The sequence below is a fragment of the Micromonospora sp. NPDC049679 genome, from assembly GCF_040659735.1.
In the GTDB taxonomy this organism is placed as follows: domain Bacteria; phylum Actinomycetota; class Actinomycetes; order Mycobacteriales; family Micromonosporaceae; genus Micromonospora_I.
In genome coordinates this window covers 1-13,907 of record NZ_JBFANZ010000018.1, presented here as the reverse complement: position 1 = coordinate 13,907, position 13,907 = coordinate 1, and the positions used below count along the sequence as shown (strand labels likewise).

At 70.2% G+C, this 13,907-nt stretch carries 16 protein-coding genes and 1 rRNA gene; 8 read left to right on the top strand and 9 right to left on the bottom strand.

The annotated features are described in order from the left end of the window. Positions 1–110: 110 nt before the first annotated feature. A complete protein-coding gene (locus AB0J06_RS14035) occupies positions 111–467 on the top strand; it encodes an STAS domain-containing protein (protein ID WP_357428269.1) in 357 nt (118 codons plus the stop codon). A gap of 54 nt (positions 468–521) precedes the next feature. Here AB0J06_RS14035 and AB0J06_RS14030 read toward each other — a convergent pair whose 3' ends face one another. Beyond that, positions 522–1,727, bottom strand: coding sequence for an MFS transporter (locus tag AB0J06_RS14030; RefSeq protein WP_357428443.1), 1,206 nt, complete (start codon positions 1,725–1,727; stop codon positions 522–524). 125 nt (positions 1,728–1,852) lie between these two features. Here AB0J06_RS14030 and AB0J06_RS14025 point away from each other — a divergent pair, with 125 nt between their 5' ends. The 4 genes from AB0J06_RS14025 (at position 1,853) to AB0J06_RS14010 (ending at position 3,828) form a co-directional block, all read left to right on the top strand. Continuing rightward, a complete protein-coding gene (locus AB0J06_RS14025; protein WP_357428267.1) occupies positions 1,853–2,527 on the top strand; it encodes a FadR/GntR family transcriptional regulator in 675 nt (224 codons plus the stop codon). Between the two features lie 43 nt (positions 2,528–2,570). Next, positions 2,571–3,026: a large conductance mechanosensitive channel protein MscL gene (gene mscL / locus AB0J06_RS14020; protein ID WP_357428441.1), complete on the top strand. Its 456-nt coding sequence runs from the start codon at positions 2,571–2,573 to the stop codon at positions 3,024–3,026. Positions 3,027–3,171: 145 nt separating this feature from the next. After that, positions 3,172–3,408 (top strand): hypothetical protein, encoded by a 237-nt coding sequence (locus AB0J06_RS14015; RefSeq protein ID WP_357428265.1) that lies wholly within the window; start codon positions 3,172–3,174, stop codon positions 3,406–3,408. A gap of 45 nt (positions 3,409–3,453) precedes the next feature. Then, positions 3,454–3,828 carry a hypothetical protein gene (locus AB0J06_RS14010; protein WP_357428263.1) on the top strand — a complete coding sequence of 125 codons (375 nt, stop codon included), beginning with the start codon at positions 3,454–3,456 and terminating at the stop codon, positions 3,826–3,828. Here the strand turns inward: AB0J06_RS14010 and AB0J06_RS14005 are convergent. From AB0J06_RS14005 to AB0J06_RS13995, 3 genes are all read right to left on the bottom strand, one after another. Then, positions 3,797–5,443: an ATP-binding protein gene (locus AB0J06_RS14005; protein WP_357428261.1), complete on the bottom strand. Its 1,647-nt coding sequence runs from the start codon at positions 5,441–5,443 to the stop codon at positions 3,797–3,799. The two genes, AB0J06_RS14010 and AB0J06_RS14005, sit on opposite strands and share 32 nt — an antisense overlap. Beyond that, a complete protein-coding gene (locus AB0J06_RS14000; protein WP_357428259.1) occupies positions 5,440–6,177 on the bottom strand; it encodes a response regulator transcription factor in 738 nt (245 codons plus the stop codon). Before AB0J06_RS14000 ends, AB0J06_RS14005 begins: the two co-directional genes overlap by 4 nt. Positions 6,178–6,412: 235 nt before the next feature. Continuing rightward, on the bottom strand, positions 6,413–7,648 hold the full coding sequence (locus AB0J06_RS13995; protein ID WP_357428257.1) for a benzoate/H(+) symporter BenE family transporter: 1,236 nt from the start codon (positions 7,646–7,648) through the stop codon (positions 6,413–6,415). Positions 7,649–7,711: 63 nt separating this feature from the next. Here AB0J06_RS13995 and AB0J06_RS13990 point away from each other — a divergent pair, with 63 nt between their 5' ends. After that, a complete protein-coding gene (locus AB0J06_RS13990) occupies positions 7,712–7,927 on the top strand; it encodes a hypothetical protein (RefSeq protein WP_357428255.1) in 216 nt (71 codons plus the stop codon). A 40-nt stretch (positions 7,928–7,967) separates the two neighbouring features. On the opposite strand, the gene AB0J06_RS13985 is transcribed toward AB0J06_RS13990, so the two are convergent. Further along, the gene (locus tag AB0J06_RS13985) at positions 7,968–8,228 is read right to left on the bottom strand and encodes a MerR family transcriptional regulator (protein ID WP_357428439.1); all 261 of its coding nucleotides are present in this window, start codon (positions 8,226–8,228) and stop codon (positions 7,968–7,970) included. Between the two features lie 716 nt (positions 8,229–8,944). Here AB0J06_RS13985 and ygiD point away from each other — a divergent pair. Beyond that, complete coding sequence (gene ygiD / locus AB0J06_RS13980) at positions 8,945–9,790, top strand: 4,5-DOPA dioxygenase extradiol (protein WP_357428253.1); 846 nt, start codon at positions 8,945–8,947, stop codon at positions 9,788–9,790. Between the two features lie 4 nt (positions 9,791–9,794). Here the strand turns inward: ygiD and AB0J06_RS13975 are convergent, their stop codons facing one another. Together AB0J06_RS13975 and AB0J06_RS13970 are read right to left on the bottom strand one after the other, a co-directional pair. Further along, positions 9,795–10,928: a hypothetical protein gene (locus tag AB0J06_RS13975; protein ID WP_357428251.1), complete on the bottom strand. Its 1,134-nt coding sequence runs from the start codon at positions 10,926–10,928 to the stop codon at positions 9,795–9,797. A gap of 2 nt (positions 10,929–10,930) precedes the next feature. Continuing rightward, entirely contained in the window at positions 10,931–11,443 is a 513-nt protein-coding gene (locus AB0J06_RS13970) for a SigE family RNA polymerase sigma factor (protein WP_357428249.1), read from the bottom strand. 116 nt (positions 11,444–11,559) lie between these two features. On the opposite strand from AB0J06_RS13970, the gene AB0J06_RS13965 reads away from it, so the two are divergent. After that, on the top strand, positions 11,560–12,192 hold the full coding sequence (locus tag AB0J06_RS13965; protein ID WP_357428247.1) for a pyridoxamine 5'-phosphate oxidase family protein: 633 nt from the start codon (positions 11,560–11,562) through the stop codon (positions 12,190–12,192). Positions 12,193–12,238: 46 nt separating this feature from the next. On the opposite strand, the gene AB0J06_RS13960 is transcribed toward AB0J06_RS13965, so the two are convergent. Both AB0J06_RS13960 and rrf read right to left on the bottom strand, forming a co-directional pair. After that, entirely contained in the window at positions 12,239–13,471 is a 1,233-nt protein-coding gene (locus tag AB0J06_RS13960; protein WP_357428245.1) for a serine hydrolase domain-containing protein, read from the bottom strand. A 349-nt stretch (positions 13,472–13,820) separates the two neighbouring features. Then, positions 13,821–13,907 (bottom strand): 5S ribosomal RNA (gene rrf, locus AB0J06_RS13955); the annotation flags it as partial.

Here is a 13,907-nt window from a genome sequence, read left to right as displayed (position 1 = left end):
CTAGTTGCTCCGGCCCAACTATTGCACTGCGCCACTCAGCCGATCGGCCCACCGATTCTGCGCGGACAGCAACGGGTGGAGTACCGTTCGAGCGATAAGGGAGGTCGCGAATGTCCTTGACGGTACACACCGAGCAGCGCGGCGACATGGTCGTCGTGTCAGTCGCGGGCGAGCTTGACATGGCCACTGCACCTCAGTTGCAGGACCAGATAACGGATCTGCTCGACCGGGGACGCTCCCGGCTGGTCTTCGACCTCGCCGAGGTCTCCTTCTGCGACTCCACCGGGCTCTCCGTGTTCGTGCGTGCCAAGAACAGCTGCGACGATGCTGGTGGCGTCGTCCGCCTCGCGGCCCCGCAGCGGGGCGTGCTGCGAATTCTGGAGGTCAGCGGCCTGGTCGAGGTGCTGCAGACCTATCCGACCGTCGACGAAGCGGTCGCCGCACCCGAGCCGGCCCCCGCCGACTGATCTTCTCAGCAGGTCGCCGCGTGCGAAGTCCTCGCACGCCGCGACCTGCGTTCTCTACCGCTCGTCTTCGATGTACCGCGGTCGGGAGATCGCGAGGCCGGCGAGGGTCTGTCCCGCCAGGGCGAGGAGCAGGAAGCCGATCGGCAGTGTCCAGCCCCCGGTCGCCTCGTAGAGCAGCCCCACGAGGAGCGGCCCGAACGCTGCGATGACATAGCCGGTGCTCTGCGCGAACCCCGACAAGGCGACGGTGCCCGCGGCGGTCCGGGCCCGCAGACCGATGGTCGAGAGGATCAACGGGAACGCGCCCTGGCCGATCGCGAGCAGCAGAACCCAGAGCACGGCGCCGGAGTGCGGCGCCACCGCCAGGCCGACGTAGCTGGCCGCCGACGCGGCGGACATGACGAGCACCAGCGGGCGCAGGGTACGCAGCCGGGTGGCCATCGCGGGCATCGCCAACGCGACCGGGACGCCCACGGCGGTCACTCCGGCCAGCAGCAGCCCGGCGGTCTGCGGCCGGTAGCCGGCATCCCGGAATAGCTGCGCGAGCCAGCCCATCACGGCGTATCCGCTCAGTGACTGCAGACCGAAATAGAGCGCCATCGCCCGACCCAGGCGGGTCCGGCCGGGACGGATCCGCACTGCGATGGTCGCGCTGCGCGTCGCGTGGCGGGCCCGCAGCGCGGCGGGGAGCCACAGGAGTACGGCGCCCACGGCGAGCACGGCCCAGACCCCGAGACCTGCCCGCCACGACCCGAGGGCGTGCGCGATCGGTACGGCGCTCGCCGCGGCCACCGTCGTGCCGATGGTGAGCGCGGTGGTGTAGGCCCCGGTGACCAGCCCGGCCCGGTGCGGGAAGTACTGCTTGACCAGCATCGGCAGCATGATGTTCGCGACCGCGATGCCGGCGAGCGCCAACGCGCTGGTGGCGATGAAGACCGCCGCCGAATCGGTCATGACGCGCAGGAGTTGACCGGCGCCGAGGGCGAGCATCGCGACCACGAGAACGCGGGCCGGGGCGAACCGGCGCACCAGCCATGGCGTGAGCGCGCCCACGCCCGCGAACGCGATGGTGGGCAGCGTGGTGACCAAGCCGGCCACCGCCACGGAGAGGTGCAGCCCGGCACGGATCTCATCGAGGAGCGGGCCGATGCTGGTCACGGCGACCCGCAGATTGAGCGCCACGATCAAGATTGCGGCGAAGATGAGAGCGCCACCCGTCGCCTTGGCCGGGAGCACGACGCGGGGTACGGCGGCGGGCATGGAAGGCGCCGGCATCGTACGGGTCACGATCGGTCGCTCGGCAAGGGTGGTGGGTGGCGGTGTCATAGGGTAGATCCTATAATCATGGGATGATTTATGGTCGGGTGATGTAACCGATGACACTGATGTCGTCGTCTGCTCCCGCACAGCGCCGACAGACCCTCGTGCAGCAGGTGATCCAGCAGCTCAGAGAGCAGATCAGCACTGGCGAGTGGCCGCTGGGCAGCAAGATCCCCACCGAGCCGCGGCTGGTCGAGGCGCTCGGTGTGGGGCGCAACACGGTCCGCGAGGCGGTGCGCGCCCTGGAAAACGCGGGCGTGCTGGAGTGCCGGCAGGGCTCCGGGACCTACGTCATCTCCACCGACGAGCTCACCGGCGCCGTGGCGCGCCGGCTCGCCGCAGCGGAGATGGCCGACGCGGTCGAGGTGCGCCGCGCGTTCGAGGTGGAGGCGGCCCGGTTGGCAGCGCTCCGCCGCACCCCCGCCGACCTGGTCGCGCTCGACGCCGCCCTGGTCGAGCGGGAGGCCGCGTGGCAGTCAGGCCGAGTCGCCGACTTCGTCGAGACGGACGCCGCGCTGCACACGGTGATCGTGGCGGCGGCGCACAACGCCATGCTCGCCGAGCTCTACGCGTCGTTCGGGACGGCCATGCGCGCCACCGTCGCGGAGGCGGTGCGCGGTGAGCTGCTCCCGGACCGCTACACGGATCACGGGCAACTCGTCGAGGCGATCCGGGCCGGCGATCCCGAGCGCGCGGCGCACGAAGCTGGGGCTTTTCTCGAAACCCTCCACCGGGCATAGGTTGTCGGCTGGCATGTCCGACACACCTCGGGAGAGAGAGCGGATGCTCAAGGGCTTCAAAGACTTCATCATGCGTGGAAACGTTGTCGATCTGGCGGTGGGTATCGTCATCGGCGCCGCGTTCACTGGGCTGGTCACGCAGTTCACCAAGTCGTTCCTGGAACCACTGATCAAGCTCGTCGGCAGCGGGCAGGACACGGTGGGCGGCCACACGAGGATCAGTCACGAGAACTACATCGAGTGGGGGCAGTTCATCAACGCCCTCATCACCTTCGTGCTCACGGCAGCGGTGCTGTACTTCCTGGTCGTGTTCCCGATGAACAAGCTCGCCGAGCGACGTAGTCGCGGCGAGGAGCCGCCGCCGAAGGCCCCGAGCGAGGAGATCAAGCTCCTCACCGAGATCCGCGACGCCCTCGTGGCCGGTGGCCGGGTGCCCACCCAGCACCGCGACGCGTTCGACAACCTCGGGACCAAGACGGACTACCCGCCCCGCCACTGACCCCACGCTTCCTCGTCGATCAAGGGCTTCTTCACACGGATTGATCTGTCATCGTGCGAAGAAGCCCTTGATCGACGCAAACTCCTTGATCGAACTGGGAGGCGGTCGCGACGCGAGTCGAACACACGTTCGATAGAATGCCGCCGTGGAGCAACGTAAGCACTGGTGGAACGGCAAATGGGGTCGACTGGTCCGACGCGATGTCTACCTGCGCGCGGACGCGGACCGCTGGCACGTGGAGCAGCGGGCCGGTGGCGCCGAGGGCATCTCCCGGTTCTATGAGTTCGGCAGTGAGGACGACGCCTACGAGGCGGTACGTGGCCTGCTGCTCGGACCGGACGAATGGCGGGAACTCTCCGCCCGCCCGACCGGGTCCACCTGAGTCATCCGCGTTTGCCGCACGGCGCACATGGGAATCGGGGCAGTCATGACGCCAGCGCTTCCGACCGGCCCGGACCCCATCGCCCAGGTCACCACAGGGATGCACGTGGTGGACGCCGCCGGCGACGAGATCGGCACGGTGATCCGGGTGCGGGTGGGCGACCCGAACGCGGCGGTCGCGCAGGGTCCCACCATCGGCGCCGGCAGCCTGGAGGGGCGGGTACCCGACCCGGAGACCGGCGACGAGCCGGAGGTCCCGCCGGACATCGCGGCACGGATGCTGCGCAGCGGCTACCTGAAGGTGGACGGCGAGGGGCTGTTCGGCCGCGACCTCTACGTGGAAGCCGACCAGATCGCGAAGGTCAACCAGGACGTGGTGGAGTTGACCGTCATGAAATCACGGCTGACGCGGGAAGAGTGATCGTGAAGGTCGTGCCGACACCGACCTCACTCGTCACCGAGATCTGTCCATCGTGGTCGGTCACGATCTGACGCACGATCGCCAACCCGAGTCCGCTGCCACCGGTGCGGCGGCCCCGTGCCGAGTCCGCTCTCCAGAACCGGTCGAAGACGTACGGCAGGGCCGCGGCGTCGATGCCGACCCCGGTGTCCGTCACCCGGAGCAGGGCCGTGTCGCCGCTGCGGGTGGCGCTCAGCGTCACACTGCCGCCCGGGGAGGTGGCGCGCAGCGCGTTGGTGACCAGGTTTCCGATCACCTGACGCAGCCGGTCGGGGTCGGCGACCACCCGGACCGCCTCCGCCTCCATCGTCAACCGGACGCCGGCGGCCTCGGCGACGGCGAAGTGCGCCGTGCGGCAGGTCTCCAACAGGTCGGCGAGGTCGACCTCGCCGCGGTGGTAGGCGAGTGTGCCGGCCTCCGCGAGCGCCAACTCCTGCAGGTCGTCGACGATGCGCTGCTGGAGCACGGCCTCCTCGTGCAGGGAGGCGAACAGATCGGCGTCCGGCGCGACCACGCCATCCTTGAGCGCCTCGAGATAACCACGCAGGTTCGCCAGCGGCGTACGTAGCTCGTGGGCGACGTCGGCGATCAGCCGGCGCTGCCGTTCCTCTCCGCGCTGCAGCGAGTCGGCCATCCGGTTGAACGACCGCGCCAGTTCGGCGAGTTCGTCGTTGCCGCTGACCGGCACGCGTCCGCGTAGGTCACCCTCCCCCAGCCGCTGCGAGGCGGCGGTGAGCGTGCCGATCGGGCGCAGCACCCGTCGGCTCAGCAGCGCGGTGACGCCGATCGCGAGGACGGCGACCGCCGCGGCGGCGGCGAGCACCGGTGCGGCCGCGAGCACAGGTGGCGGGTCGTCGCGGGCGCCCAGCGACACGCGCACCGGCACCGGCGCGATGTCGCTGATCCGGTCGGTGAAAGCCTGCGCCAGGCAGGGGGAGAGCGACTCGACGTGCGCCCCGGCGCAGACGCTCGCCCGGATCACGTCCTCGCGCGGGTCGCGCTCCGGCTCCGTCGCCTGTCTCCGGCAGTCGACCCGGGTGTTCTCGTCGAGCGGCCCGTGCCGCGGATCCACGTCGAACAGCGGCACCCCGTAGGTGTCCTCACTGACCACGACATCGACCCGATGGCGGGTCAGGCAGGCCGCGAAGAGCATCCCGGAACGGTAGGCGGCGATCTCCTTGACGGTGACCTGCACCTTGTCCCTGGTCCGTGATGGCAGGGAGAGCATCGGACGTGGATCGACGATCGCCCTGGCGGTGCCGAGGGGCCGGGAGGCCCGCCCGCGCAGGTGGTCGGTGTCGACGATCACCTCTCCGCCCGACTCGCTCACGACGTGGATGCGTTGGCCGATCCCTTTGGCGAGGTCCCACACCAGTTCGGACACGCCTTCCCAGGTGCCCTGCCGCTGGCCGTACTCCTTCAGCCGCGCAGTGACCTCCTCGACCTGCGTCCGGTCGGCGGCAACCGACTGGGTGAGCTGGTCGGACGCCTGGCGCAGGGTGAGCCAGGCGGTGGCGGCGGTCGCGGTCACCGCGACGAGCATGACCAGGGCGAGGACTCGGAGTCGAAAGCTCACGGGGCACCGTCTCCGGCCGCCCCCTCGCCGGCCGGAGCCCCCTCCGCCGGTTCGGCCAGGCGGTAGCCGCGACCGAAAACCGTCTGCACATAGCGCGGCGCGGCCGCATCCACCTCGATCTTGCGGCGCAGGTTCATGACGTGTGCGTCCACCGTCCGCTCCAGGACATAGTGGTCGAACCCGAAAGCCCGGTCGATGATCTGGGCCCGGGTGAAGGCCCTCCCGGGATGGCCGGCGAGCACCTCGAGGATGCCGAATTCCTTGGCCGTCAGCGCGATCGGGCGCCCCGCCACCCGTACCTCGAACCGACCCGCGTCGATCTCCAGGTCGCCGACGCGTAACACCTCCTGCTCACCCGCGGTCACCGCGCCGGCCCGGCGCAGCAGCGCCCGGACCCGCGCCGCCAACTCGCGCGGGCTGTACGGCTTGGTGATGTAGTCGTCGGCGCCGACGTCCAGTCCGAGCAGGACGTCGTCCTCGGTCGTCCGTGCCGTGAGCAACAGGATCGGGACGTCGGACTCGGAGCGCAGGATCCGGCAGACGTCGAGCCCGTTGACGGCCGGCATCATCACGTCCAGGACGACCAGGTCCGGGCGGCGCGCCCGGCACTGGTCGAGCGCCGCCCGGCCGTCGCTGACCAGCAGCACGCTGTGCCCCTCGCGTTCGAGATACACGCGTACGAGATTGGCCTGCTTCGGGTCGTCCTCGGCGACGAGGATCCGTGCGCTACTCATGACCTTCCATCCTGCCAGCGCCCCTCATCCGGCTTCCGGAGCCAGGTGGCGGCGGCTCGATGGCATCAAACGGCCGAGTCGATGAAGAAGTCGTGAAGCCGGCGTATGGAAGCCGTGCGACGGATACTCCACACCGCGGGACGACAGCATCTCCACAATGTGTGCCGAACGGGTGGCCGTACCCGGAAGGCGGGTAGCGACAATCCGGGGAATCCGGACGGCCGGTTGACCGACCTCAGACGCGCGCCGGAGCGGCCCGCTCGTCGCTGTCGTCGGCCTCGGCCCCGGCCGCGTCGCCGACACGGGCCGGCGGTTCGGGGCGACGGCGACGCTGGAGCAGCAGCATCAGCGCGCCGGCCACCAGCCCCCAGAACGCCGCACCCACGCCGAGCACGGTCACGCCGGAGGCGGTCACCAGAAAGGTGACGACCGCCGCCTCGCGCCCTGCCGGATCGGCCACCGCCGCGGCGATCGCGGCGGCGAGCGCGCCGAGCAGCGCCAGCCCGGCCACGGCCTCGACCAGGACCGGCGGCGAAAGCAGCACGAAGGCGGTGGCGAGGCCGGAGCCCAGTCCGAGGACGACGTAACCGACGCCGGCGGTGACCGAGGCGATCCAGCGGCGCTCCGGATCGGGATGGGCGTCGGGGCTCGCGGCGAGCGCCGCGGTGATCGCGGCGAGATTGACCGCGTGGCCGCCGAGCGGCGCTCCCACCGCGCTGGCCAACCCTGTGGAGATCAGGATTCCGCGCAGCGGCGGCCGGTAGCCGTATCCGGCCAGCACCGCCATGCCGGGGACGTTCTGCGACGCCATCGTCACGAGGAACAGCGGCAGGCCCAGGCTGACCATGGCCGGCAGGGTCCAGGCCGGCGCGGTGAACGCGATGGTGGGACGCAGGTCGGCCGCGTGCAGGCCACCCGCCGACGTGTTGAGGGCGATCGCGAGGACCGCGACCACGAGCGCCGCTGGCACGGCCCAGCGCCGGGCGAAGCGACTCAGCACCGCCCAGGTGAGCACGATCGGGGCCGCCATGAGGGGGACTTCCACGAGGGCGCGCACCGGTGCGACGCAGAGGTTGAACAGGACTCCCGCGAGCATCGCGCTCGCAACCGGGATGGGGATCGCTGCGATCCAGCGGCCCAGTGCGGGGACCAGCCCCGCCACGGTGATGAGCAGGCCGGACACGATGAACGCGCCGGTGGCCGCGGCGAAGCCCCCGTCCACGGCGCCGGTGGAGACGAGCAGGGCTGCGCCCGGCGTCGACCACGCGATGCTGATCGGCATTCGCTGTCGGACGCCGAGCCAGACGGCGACCAGTCCCATCGTCACGCAGAGCGCGAGGAGACCGGAGGCGGCCTGGCGTTGGTCGGCGCCGACCGCGCGCAGGCCGGCGAGGACGACCGCGAACGAACTGGCGAAGCCGACCAGGGCGGTCACCAGCCCGGCCAGGACGGATTGGAGCAGGCGGGTCATGCGTCCCCTTCGGCATCGGCCAGTGTTCCGTAAACGGAACGGCGCGGAGATCATGCAGGATAGGTGCCGCTCGCCGCCGTGCTGACCGCGCCCGAGACGACCGGAACCCCCGCCGTCGTACGGGGCACCGCGGTGACCGCCACGTTGCTGCAGGCCCTCGAGGACGCCGTCGTCACGTACGAGCTCTATCGGCTGCGGATTGCGCCCGGCACGGTGCACGCGAGCCTGCTGGTGCGGTATCCGGTCCGCGGCGCCGACGGCACAGCGCCGCGAGCGTAAGGGTGGACCGGCGCGGGATGGTCGCCGCGCCGGTCCCTGATCAGGCCGTCGAGCCCGGATCAAGCTCGCCGATGCGCTGATGGGCCGCGTCGAGCTGGTCTTCGAGCGTCACCACGCGGCAGGCGGCGGTGAGCGGCATGCCTTCGTCCAGGAGCTGACGGGCGCGGACGGCGAGCTGGAGCTGGTGTCGCGAGTAGCGGCGATGTCCGCCGGCCGAGCGCTGGGGGGTGATCAGGCCGGCCTCGCCGAGACTACGCAGAAACGCGGGGGTCACGCCGATGATCTCGGCGGCACGACCCATGGTGTACGCGGGGTAGTCGATGTCGTCGAACTTGCCGGCCCTCGCCGGCGGATCTGCTGCCAAGAGCAACTCTCCCGAACACAGGTGAAGGGCCCCGGCGATTATTCGCCGGGGCCCGGACAACTATCAGTAATCATGTGCCGACAGTGGCCGGCTGCTCATCTCACTCGCCGGAGGTTGCGGGCGAGTGGGCTCGATAAACGCTCCCAGCGATCACCTCTTGTCGGGTCGGGGACGTGACCACTTCACTGCTGCCAGGTATCTCTCGTCCTCCTTGCCAACTCGACGTCACCTGCGGTTTCGGCTCCCGACGGGCGTCGTGCCTGCCCTGTGCCAGGAGCCGGGCCGACGGCGCGGCGCATTGGTGCGCCTCTGCCATCCATGCCGGCCCTGACGGGTCACCCCGGCGGAATTCACCGGCTTCCCCGCGTGGCGTTCCTTCTTGCCAACCTCTGATCAACAAGTCCGACGTTAGCCCAGCCGCCCACGAATTTCTAGACCTGACACTGTAGATTTTCTGGCGTCTCCGGAGGCGGATCCCACCGGTCTCAGACGTCACCCCTCTCCCGCCCGTCCCCCACGTCGTGAAAGCTCCACGAACCGGCGCGGCGACGTAGATAGTGGGTTGCGGTCGGGTTCGCGGCACGAAGGGCGGCGGGTACGAGGCGATGACTGGCGTCGAGACTCCCTACCGTCCGAGGCCCAGCCTGGCGCTGATGCCCGCGGCGTTCTTCGGACACGGCAGCCCGATGAACGCCCTCGAACTCAACCGCTACACGGACGCGTGGGCCACCTTCGGCACCGGCATCCCGCGACCCCGCGCCATCCTCGTGATCTCCGCGCACTGGTACATCCAGGCGACCGCGCTCACCGCGATGCCGCAACCGAAGACGATCCACGACTTCTACGGGTTCCCACCCGAACTCTTCGCGGTGGACTACCCGGCGCCAGGCGATCCGGACCTGGCCGAGCAGATCGCCGACGTGGTGAAGCCGACCTGGGTGGGGCTGGACGTGGACAGCTGGGGCATCGACCACGGGACGTGGTCCGTGCTGCGGCATGCCTTCCCCGACGCGGACATCCCGGTCCTCCAGCTGTCGATCAACGCGAACAAGCCCCTCGAGTACCACCTCGAGCTCGGCGCCCGACTGGCGCCCCTGCGCCAGCAGGGCGTCCTGATCATCGCGAGCGGCAACGTGGTCCACAATCTGCGCGGCATCGACCTGAACCGGACGGACAGCGGATTCAGCTGGGCTCAACGCTTCGACGACGCGGCCCGTGAGGTTATGACCGACGTGCCGGAGGCCTCGCCCACGCTGCAGGGGCACGAGGACTTCGGCATCGCGGTACCCACCCCGGAACACTTCATCCCGCTGCTCTATCTCGCCGGACTCTCCGCCGCCGCCGAGCGTCCGGCCGAGGTACTCATCGACGGGTACGTCTACGGCTCGCTCTCGATGACCGCCTACACCCTCGACGCGCGGTGCCCGATCGGCAACGGCGTCGACCTGGAGTCCGCGGCCGAGCTGGGACGCATGCCGGCCGAGGACAGCAACATCTGACCGTTCACCGCCAGTCGCGTGGGTCCGGATAGAGCTCCATGCCACGGAACAGCTGGCCGAGACCGCCGGGGAGTTGCCGGGTGGTCGTGTCGTCGTCCGTGACGAGCCCGACGTAGAGCCCCTTCACCCCGTAGATTCCCAGCCCTTCGCCACCGTCGGCGTCGGTCCAATCCCAGCGGCGCGCGGCATGCCCGTCGATCGTCGTGTTGGGTTCACCGGCCCCGCCGCCCCCCGTCTGAGACGAACGTGGAAATGCGCGCACGGCCAACGGCCACTCCCCGTTGGCGCTCCGCTTGCCGTCGCCGTAGGAGATGCCCGCGTTCCAGCCGGCGCGGGGCGTCGCGGTGGAGGTATGCAGGGACACGGACATCGGCCGCAGCGTGCCCGGCAACGGGGGCACCCGGAACGGCAGCGGGATTGGCTCGTCGACCCCGTACCGCACGCTCTCGGCGATCCGGCGCGCCGTCGCACGGTGATCCGGCCCGGCGGCGCGCCCCTGCACGAGCACCTCGGCCCAGGCGTCCGGTGCGTACTCCCACCGCAACCCGATGCCATTGGCGGCGGCCACGTTCGTGTTCCAGCGCGCCCGCCGCCCGTGCACCGGCTCCGTTTCCGTCTCCGCCGGCCACTTTGTGGTCACGGCCTCCTTCCTCGCAAAGGGAACCCCGTGATCCAGCGGGCGGATGTCGTAGCCGGTCGGGACGATGCGCAGCATCACGTAGGAGACGTCCTGGGCGGGATCCGACGGCGCGTCCTTGGGGCCGGCCGGCGGATCGGCGCGCAGCGAGAACTGGTCGGTGCCGGTCAACGTGTGCAGTTGAGTCATCCCCGCCGGCAGCCAGCCGACCGTCGCGTACCGCCGCGTCGGGTCGAAACTCGCCGGCGCCCGCGATGGCGTCGGCGTGGCGGTTGGCGTCGGCGCCGCCGTCGACTGTTCGACGGCCGGCGGGGTGCCCGCGTTCGGGAGGCCCGCCACGCTGACGCCGCCCGCGACCGCCAGGACAGCGCACCCCGCCGCGACCACGCTCGCCATCCGACGACGGCGCACGCTGCGGCGCCCGTCGGTCAACGCCCGCTCGATGTCCACCGCGGACGGCGGCAGCGGATCGTCGCGCAGGGCATCCAGCAGCCGTTCCATCGTCACTCCCCCGTCCCCGTGCTCACGAACGCCCCGTTGCCGAGGAGCCGCCGCATACTCGCCAGACCGTGCGAGGTCTGGCTCTTCACCGTTCCCGTAGTGCAGCCGAGGATCCCGGCGACCTCGTCGACCGACCGGTCGGCGAGGAAGCGCAGCACCAGCACGGCCCGCTGTCGCGGCGGCACCTGCGCGAGCGCCGCCCGCAACACGGCCCTGTCCTCCACGGCGGTCGACGCCGGGCTCGGCCTTTCCGGTACGGCGCCCACCAGCCGCACCCGCGACCAGCTCAGCCGCTTCTCATCCAGAAAGACCCGGACGAGCACCGTGTGCGCGTACGCGTCGAGGTTGTCCGCCTCCCGCGCCCGCTTCCACTTTAGATACAGCCGCGTGATGGCCTGCTGAACCACGTCGTCCCCACGGTGTGCGTCACCCGTGAGCTGGTAAGCGACCCGCCGCAGGACCGGGAGCCGCGCCTTGACGTACTCGACGTACTCCCGCTCCAGCTCTGCCCTCATGCACCCGCTCCGTTCGGTCCGCGTCCATCCACCCGACGTGCCCGGGGGCTTCTCCGGTTGCAGGGTTCCGAGCACAATGACGCCAGGCCGAACGATGCGCATCGGGAGGGGTCGTCATGGCGGACCGCACGGGCCTTATCGAGATCACGTCAGAGTCGGAGCTACGCGAACTGCTCGGAGAGCCGACACCCAGGGCGGCGAACAAGGATCGCGCGGTGCTGCACGAGCGAGACCGGGAATGGCTGGCCGCATCGCCGTTCTGTCTGGTCGCCACCGCACGCGCCGACGGGACCTGCGATGTATCACCCAAGGGGGACCCGCCCGGTTTCACGCTCGTGCTGGACGACACCACCATCGCCATCCCGGAGCGCCCCGGAAACCGTCGCGCCGACGGCTTCCGCAACGTCCTCAGCAACCCCCACGTGGGTCTGATCTACCTGATCCCGGGCCGGAGCGAGACGCTGCGCATCAACGGCAGAGCGCGCCTGGTACGCGAGGCGCCGTTCTTCGACGACATGGTGGTGAAGGGGCACCGCCCCGCGCTCGCCCTGGTCGTCGAGATCGAACAGATATTCCTGCACTGCGCGAAGGCGTTCATGCGCTCGTCGCTGTGGAAGCCGGAGACCTGGCGTCCGGACGCGCTCCCGAGCCACGCCCAGATCGTGAAGAGCGTGGAAAAGGTGGACGCGACGCTGCCGGACCTCGAGCGCTACTACGGCCCCGACTACGCCAAACGCCTCTACGCCTGACACCGCGACGGCGGGCCGGGCGTGGTAACCCGGCCCGCCTGGGCGGTCAGTCGACGAGCGCCGAGTAGACGAGCTGGCGCAACTGCGGGCGCAGCGGATGGGTGCTCGACGGCACGAGTTGGGTGAAGAGCAAAGCAGTGATCTCCTCCTTGGGATCCACCCAGAAGGCAGTGCTCGCCAGACCACCCCAGTAGTACTCGCCGACGCTGCTCGGCACCCGACTCGGGACCGGGTCCTGCACCACGGCGAAGCCGAGCCCGAACCCGATGCCGTCGAGGACGGTCTCGGCGAAGCCTCCCGCGGAGAGCTGCGCCAGGTCTTTACCGCCGGGCAGATGGTTGCGGGTCATGAACCGGACCGTACGGTTGCCGAGCAGCCGCACGCCGTCAAGCTCGCCCTCGCGCAGCAGCATCTGGGTGAAGCGGTGGTAATCGGCGGCGGTCGAGATCAGACCACCACCGCCCGAGAGAAACTCCGGCTTCTCCAGCGCCCGTGCACCGGCCTGCTCAAGCCGCACGGCCTGCCCCGTAGCGGGATGGGGCGCGTAGAGCGCCGCCAGCCGGGAACCCTCTCCCTCCTCCACCCACCACCGGGTGTCCGTCATGCCCAGCGGGCCGAGGATCCGCTCGGCGAAGAACTCGTCCAGGCTCTGGCCGGAGATCACTTCGACGAGATGACCGAGGACATCGGTTGCCACCGAGTATCCCCACGCAGAACCCGGCTGGAACAGCAGCGGCAGCCGGGCCCAGGCACCGCAGGCGCCGGCGGCATCGACGCCGACGGGCGTGCTCAGGTCGTAGCCGGCGGCGCGGTAGAGCGCGTCGACGACCGAGGTCTGCATGAACCCGTACGTGAGCCCGGCGGTGTGGGTGAGCAGATGCCAGATCCGGATCGGCTCGACGGCCGGCACCGTGAAGGGCCGCAGCGCGGAGCCCTTGTCGTAGACCCGTACGTCGCCCAGCGCCGGAATCCAGCGGCTGACCTCGTCGGTCAGCTCGAAGCGGCCCTCTTCCCACAGCATCATCGCGGCGACGGAGGTGAGGGGCTTGGTCATCGAGTAGATACGCCAGAGCGTGTCCGACTCCACCGGCCGCCCCGCCTCGCGGTCCCGCAGCCCGTACGTGGACGAGTGGGCCACCTCGCCGCGGCGCGTCACCACGATCTGCCACCCGGCCAGCCGGCCGTCGTCCACGTAACGCCCGAAGTGTTCGTCGATCCTGGCCAGTCGGCCCGAGTCAAAGCCGACGTATTCGGGGTCCACGCTCCGCTCGATCGTCATCGGCGCAGCCTACTGGCCGGTCACAACCGGATTCAATGATCCGTTCGCCCGAACCGGCGCCGCGCACGCCGCCGCTCCGTGCGCCCCCGCCGCGCGCACCGGGCCGCGGGCTCCCGCCCCGTGGATCAAGGGCATGTTCCCGTGGTGTGATCTCCGATCGTGTGAATATGTCCGTGATCGGCGCGCTGTTCCTTGATCGGCGCCTGTGTGCGTGTGGGCTGCTCCGGCCCGGATACCCGAAAAAAAGAAGGGGGGCCGGTCCCGTGAACGGGCCGGCCCCCCCTTTTTTTGTTTGGTGTGGGAATGCAGCAAGGCCCACCCCTGAGGGGTGGGCCTTGCTGGAATGTTTGTCCGGCGGTGTCCTACTCTCCCACACCCTCCCGGGTGCAGTACCATCGGCGCTGGAGGGCTTAGCTTCCGGGTTCGGAATGTTACC

What these genes read in the sequence shown, in the direction of transcription:
- AB0J06_RS14035 (WP_357428269.1), top strand. Translation starts at nt 111, where the DNA reads ATGTCCTTGACGGTACACACCGAGCAGCGCGGCGACATGGTCGTCGTG.
- AB0J06_RS14030 (WP_357428443.1), bottom strand. Translation starts at nt 1,727, where the DNA reads ATGCCCGCCGCCGTACCCCGCGTCGTGCTCCCGGCCAAGGCGACGGGT.
- AB0J06_RS14025 (WP_357428267.1), top strand. Translation starts at nt 1,853, where the DNA reads ATGTCGTCGTCTGCTCCCGCACAGCGCCGACAGACCCTCGTGCAGCAG.
- mscL (WP_357428441.1), top strand. Translation starts at nt 2,571, where the DNA reads ATGCTCAAGGGCTTCAAAGACTTCATCATGCGTGGAAACGTTGTCGAT.
- AB0J06_RS14010 (WP_357428263.1), top strand. Translation starts at nt 3,454, where the DNA reads ATGACGCCAGCGCTTCCGACCGGCCCGGACCCCATCGCCCAGGTCACC.
- AB0J06_RS14000 (WP_357428259.1), bottom strand. Translation starts at nt 6,177, where the DNA reads ATGAGTAGCGCACGGATCCTCGTCGCCGAGGACGACCCGAAGCAGGCC.
- AB0J06_RS13995 (WP_357428257.1), bottom strand. Translation starts at nt 7,648, where the DNA reads ATGACCCGCCTGCTCCAATCCGTCCTGGCCGGGCTGGTGACCGCCCTG.
- AB0J06_RS13985 (WP_357428439.1), bottom strand. Translation starts at nt 8,228, where the DNA reads ATGGGTCGTGCCGCCGAGATCATCGGCGTGACCCCCGCGTTTCTGCGT.
- ygiD (WP_357428253.1), top strand. Translation starts at nt 8,945, where the DNA reads ATGCCCGCGGCGTTCTTCGGACACGGCAGCCCGATGAACGCCCTCGAA.
- AB0J06_RS13975 (WP_357428251.1), bottom strand. Translation starts at nt 10,928, where the DNA reads ATGGAACGGCTGCTGGATGCCCTGCGCGACGATCCGCTGCCGCCGTCC.
- AB0J06_RS13970 (WP_357428249.1), bottom strand. Translation starts at nt 11,443, where the DNA reads ATGAGGGCAGAGCTGGAGCGGGAGTACGTCGAGTACGTCAAGGCGCGG.
- AB0J06_RS13965 (WP_357428247.1), top strand. Translation starts at nt 11,560, where the DNA reads ATGGCGGACCGCACGGGCCTTATCGAGATCACGTCAGAGTCGGAGCTA.
- AB0J06_RS13960 (WP_357428245.1), bottom strand. Translation starts at nt 13,471, where the DNA reads ATGACGATCGAGCGGAGCGTGGACCCCGAATACGTCGGCTTTGACTCG.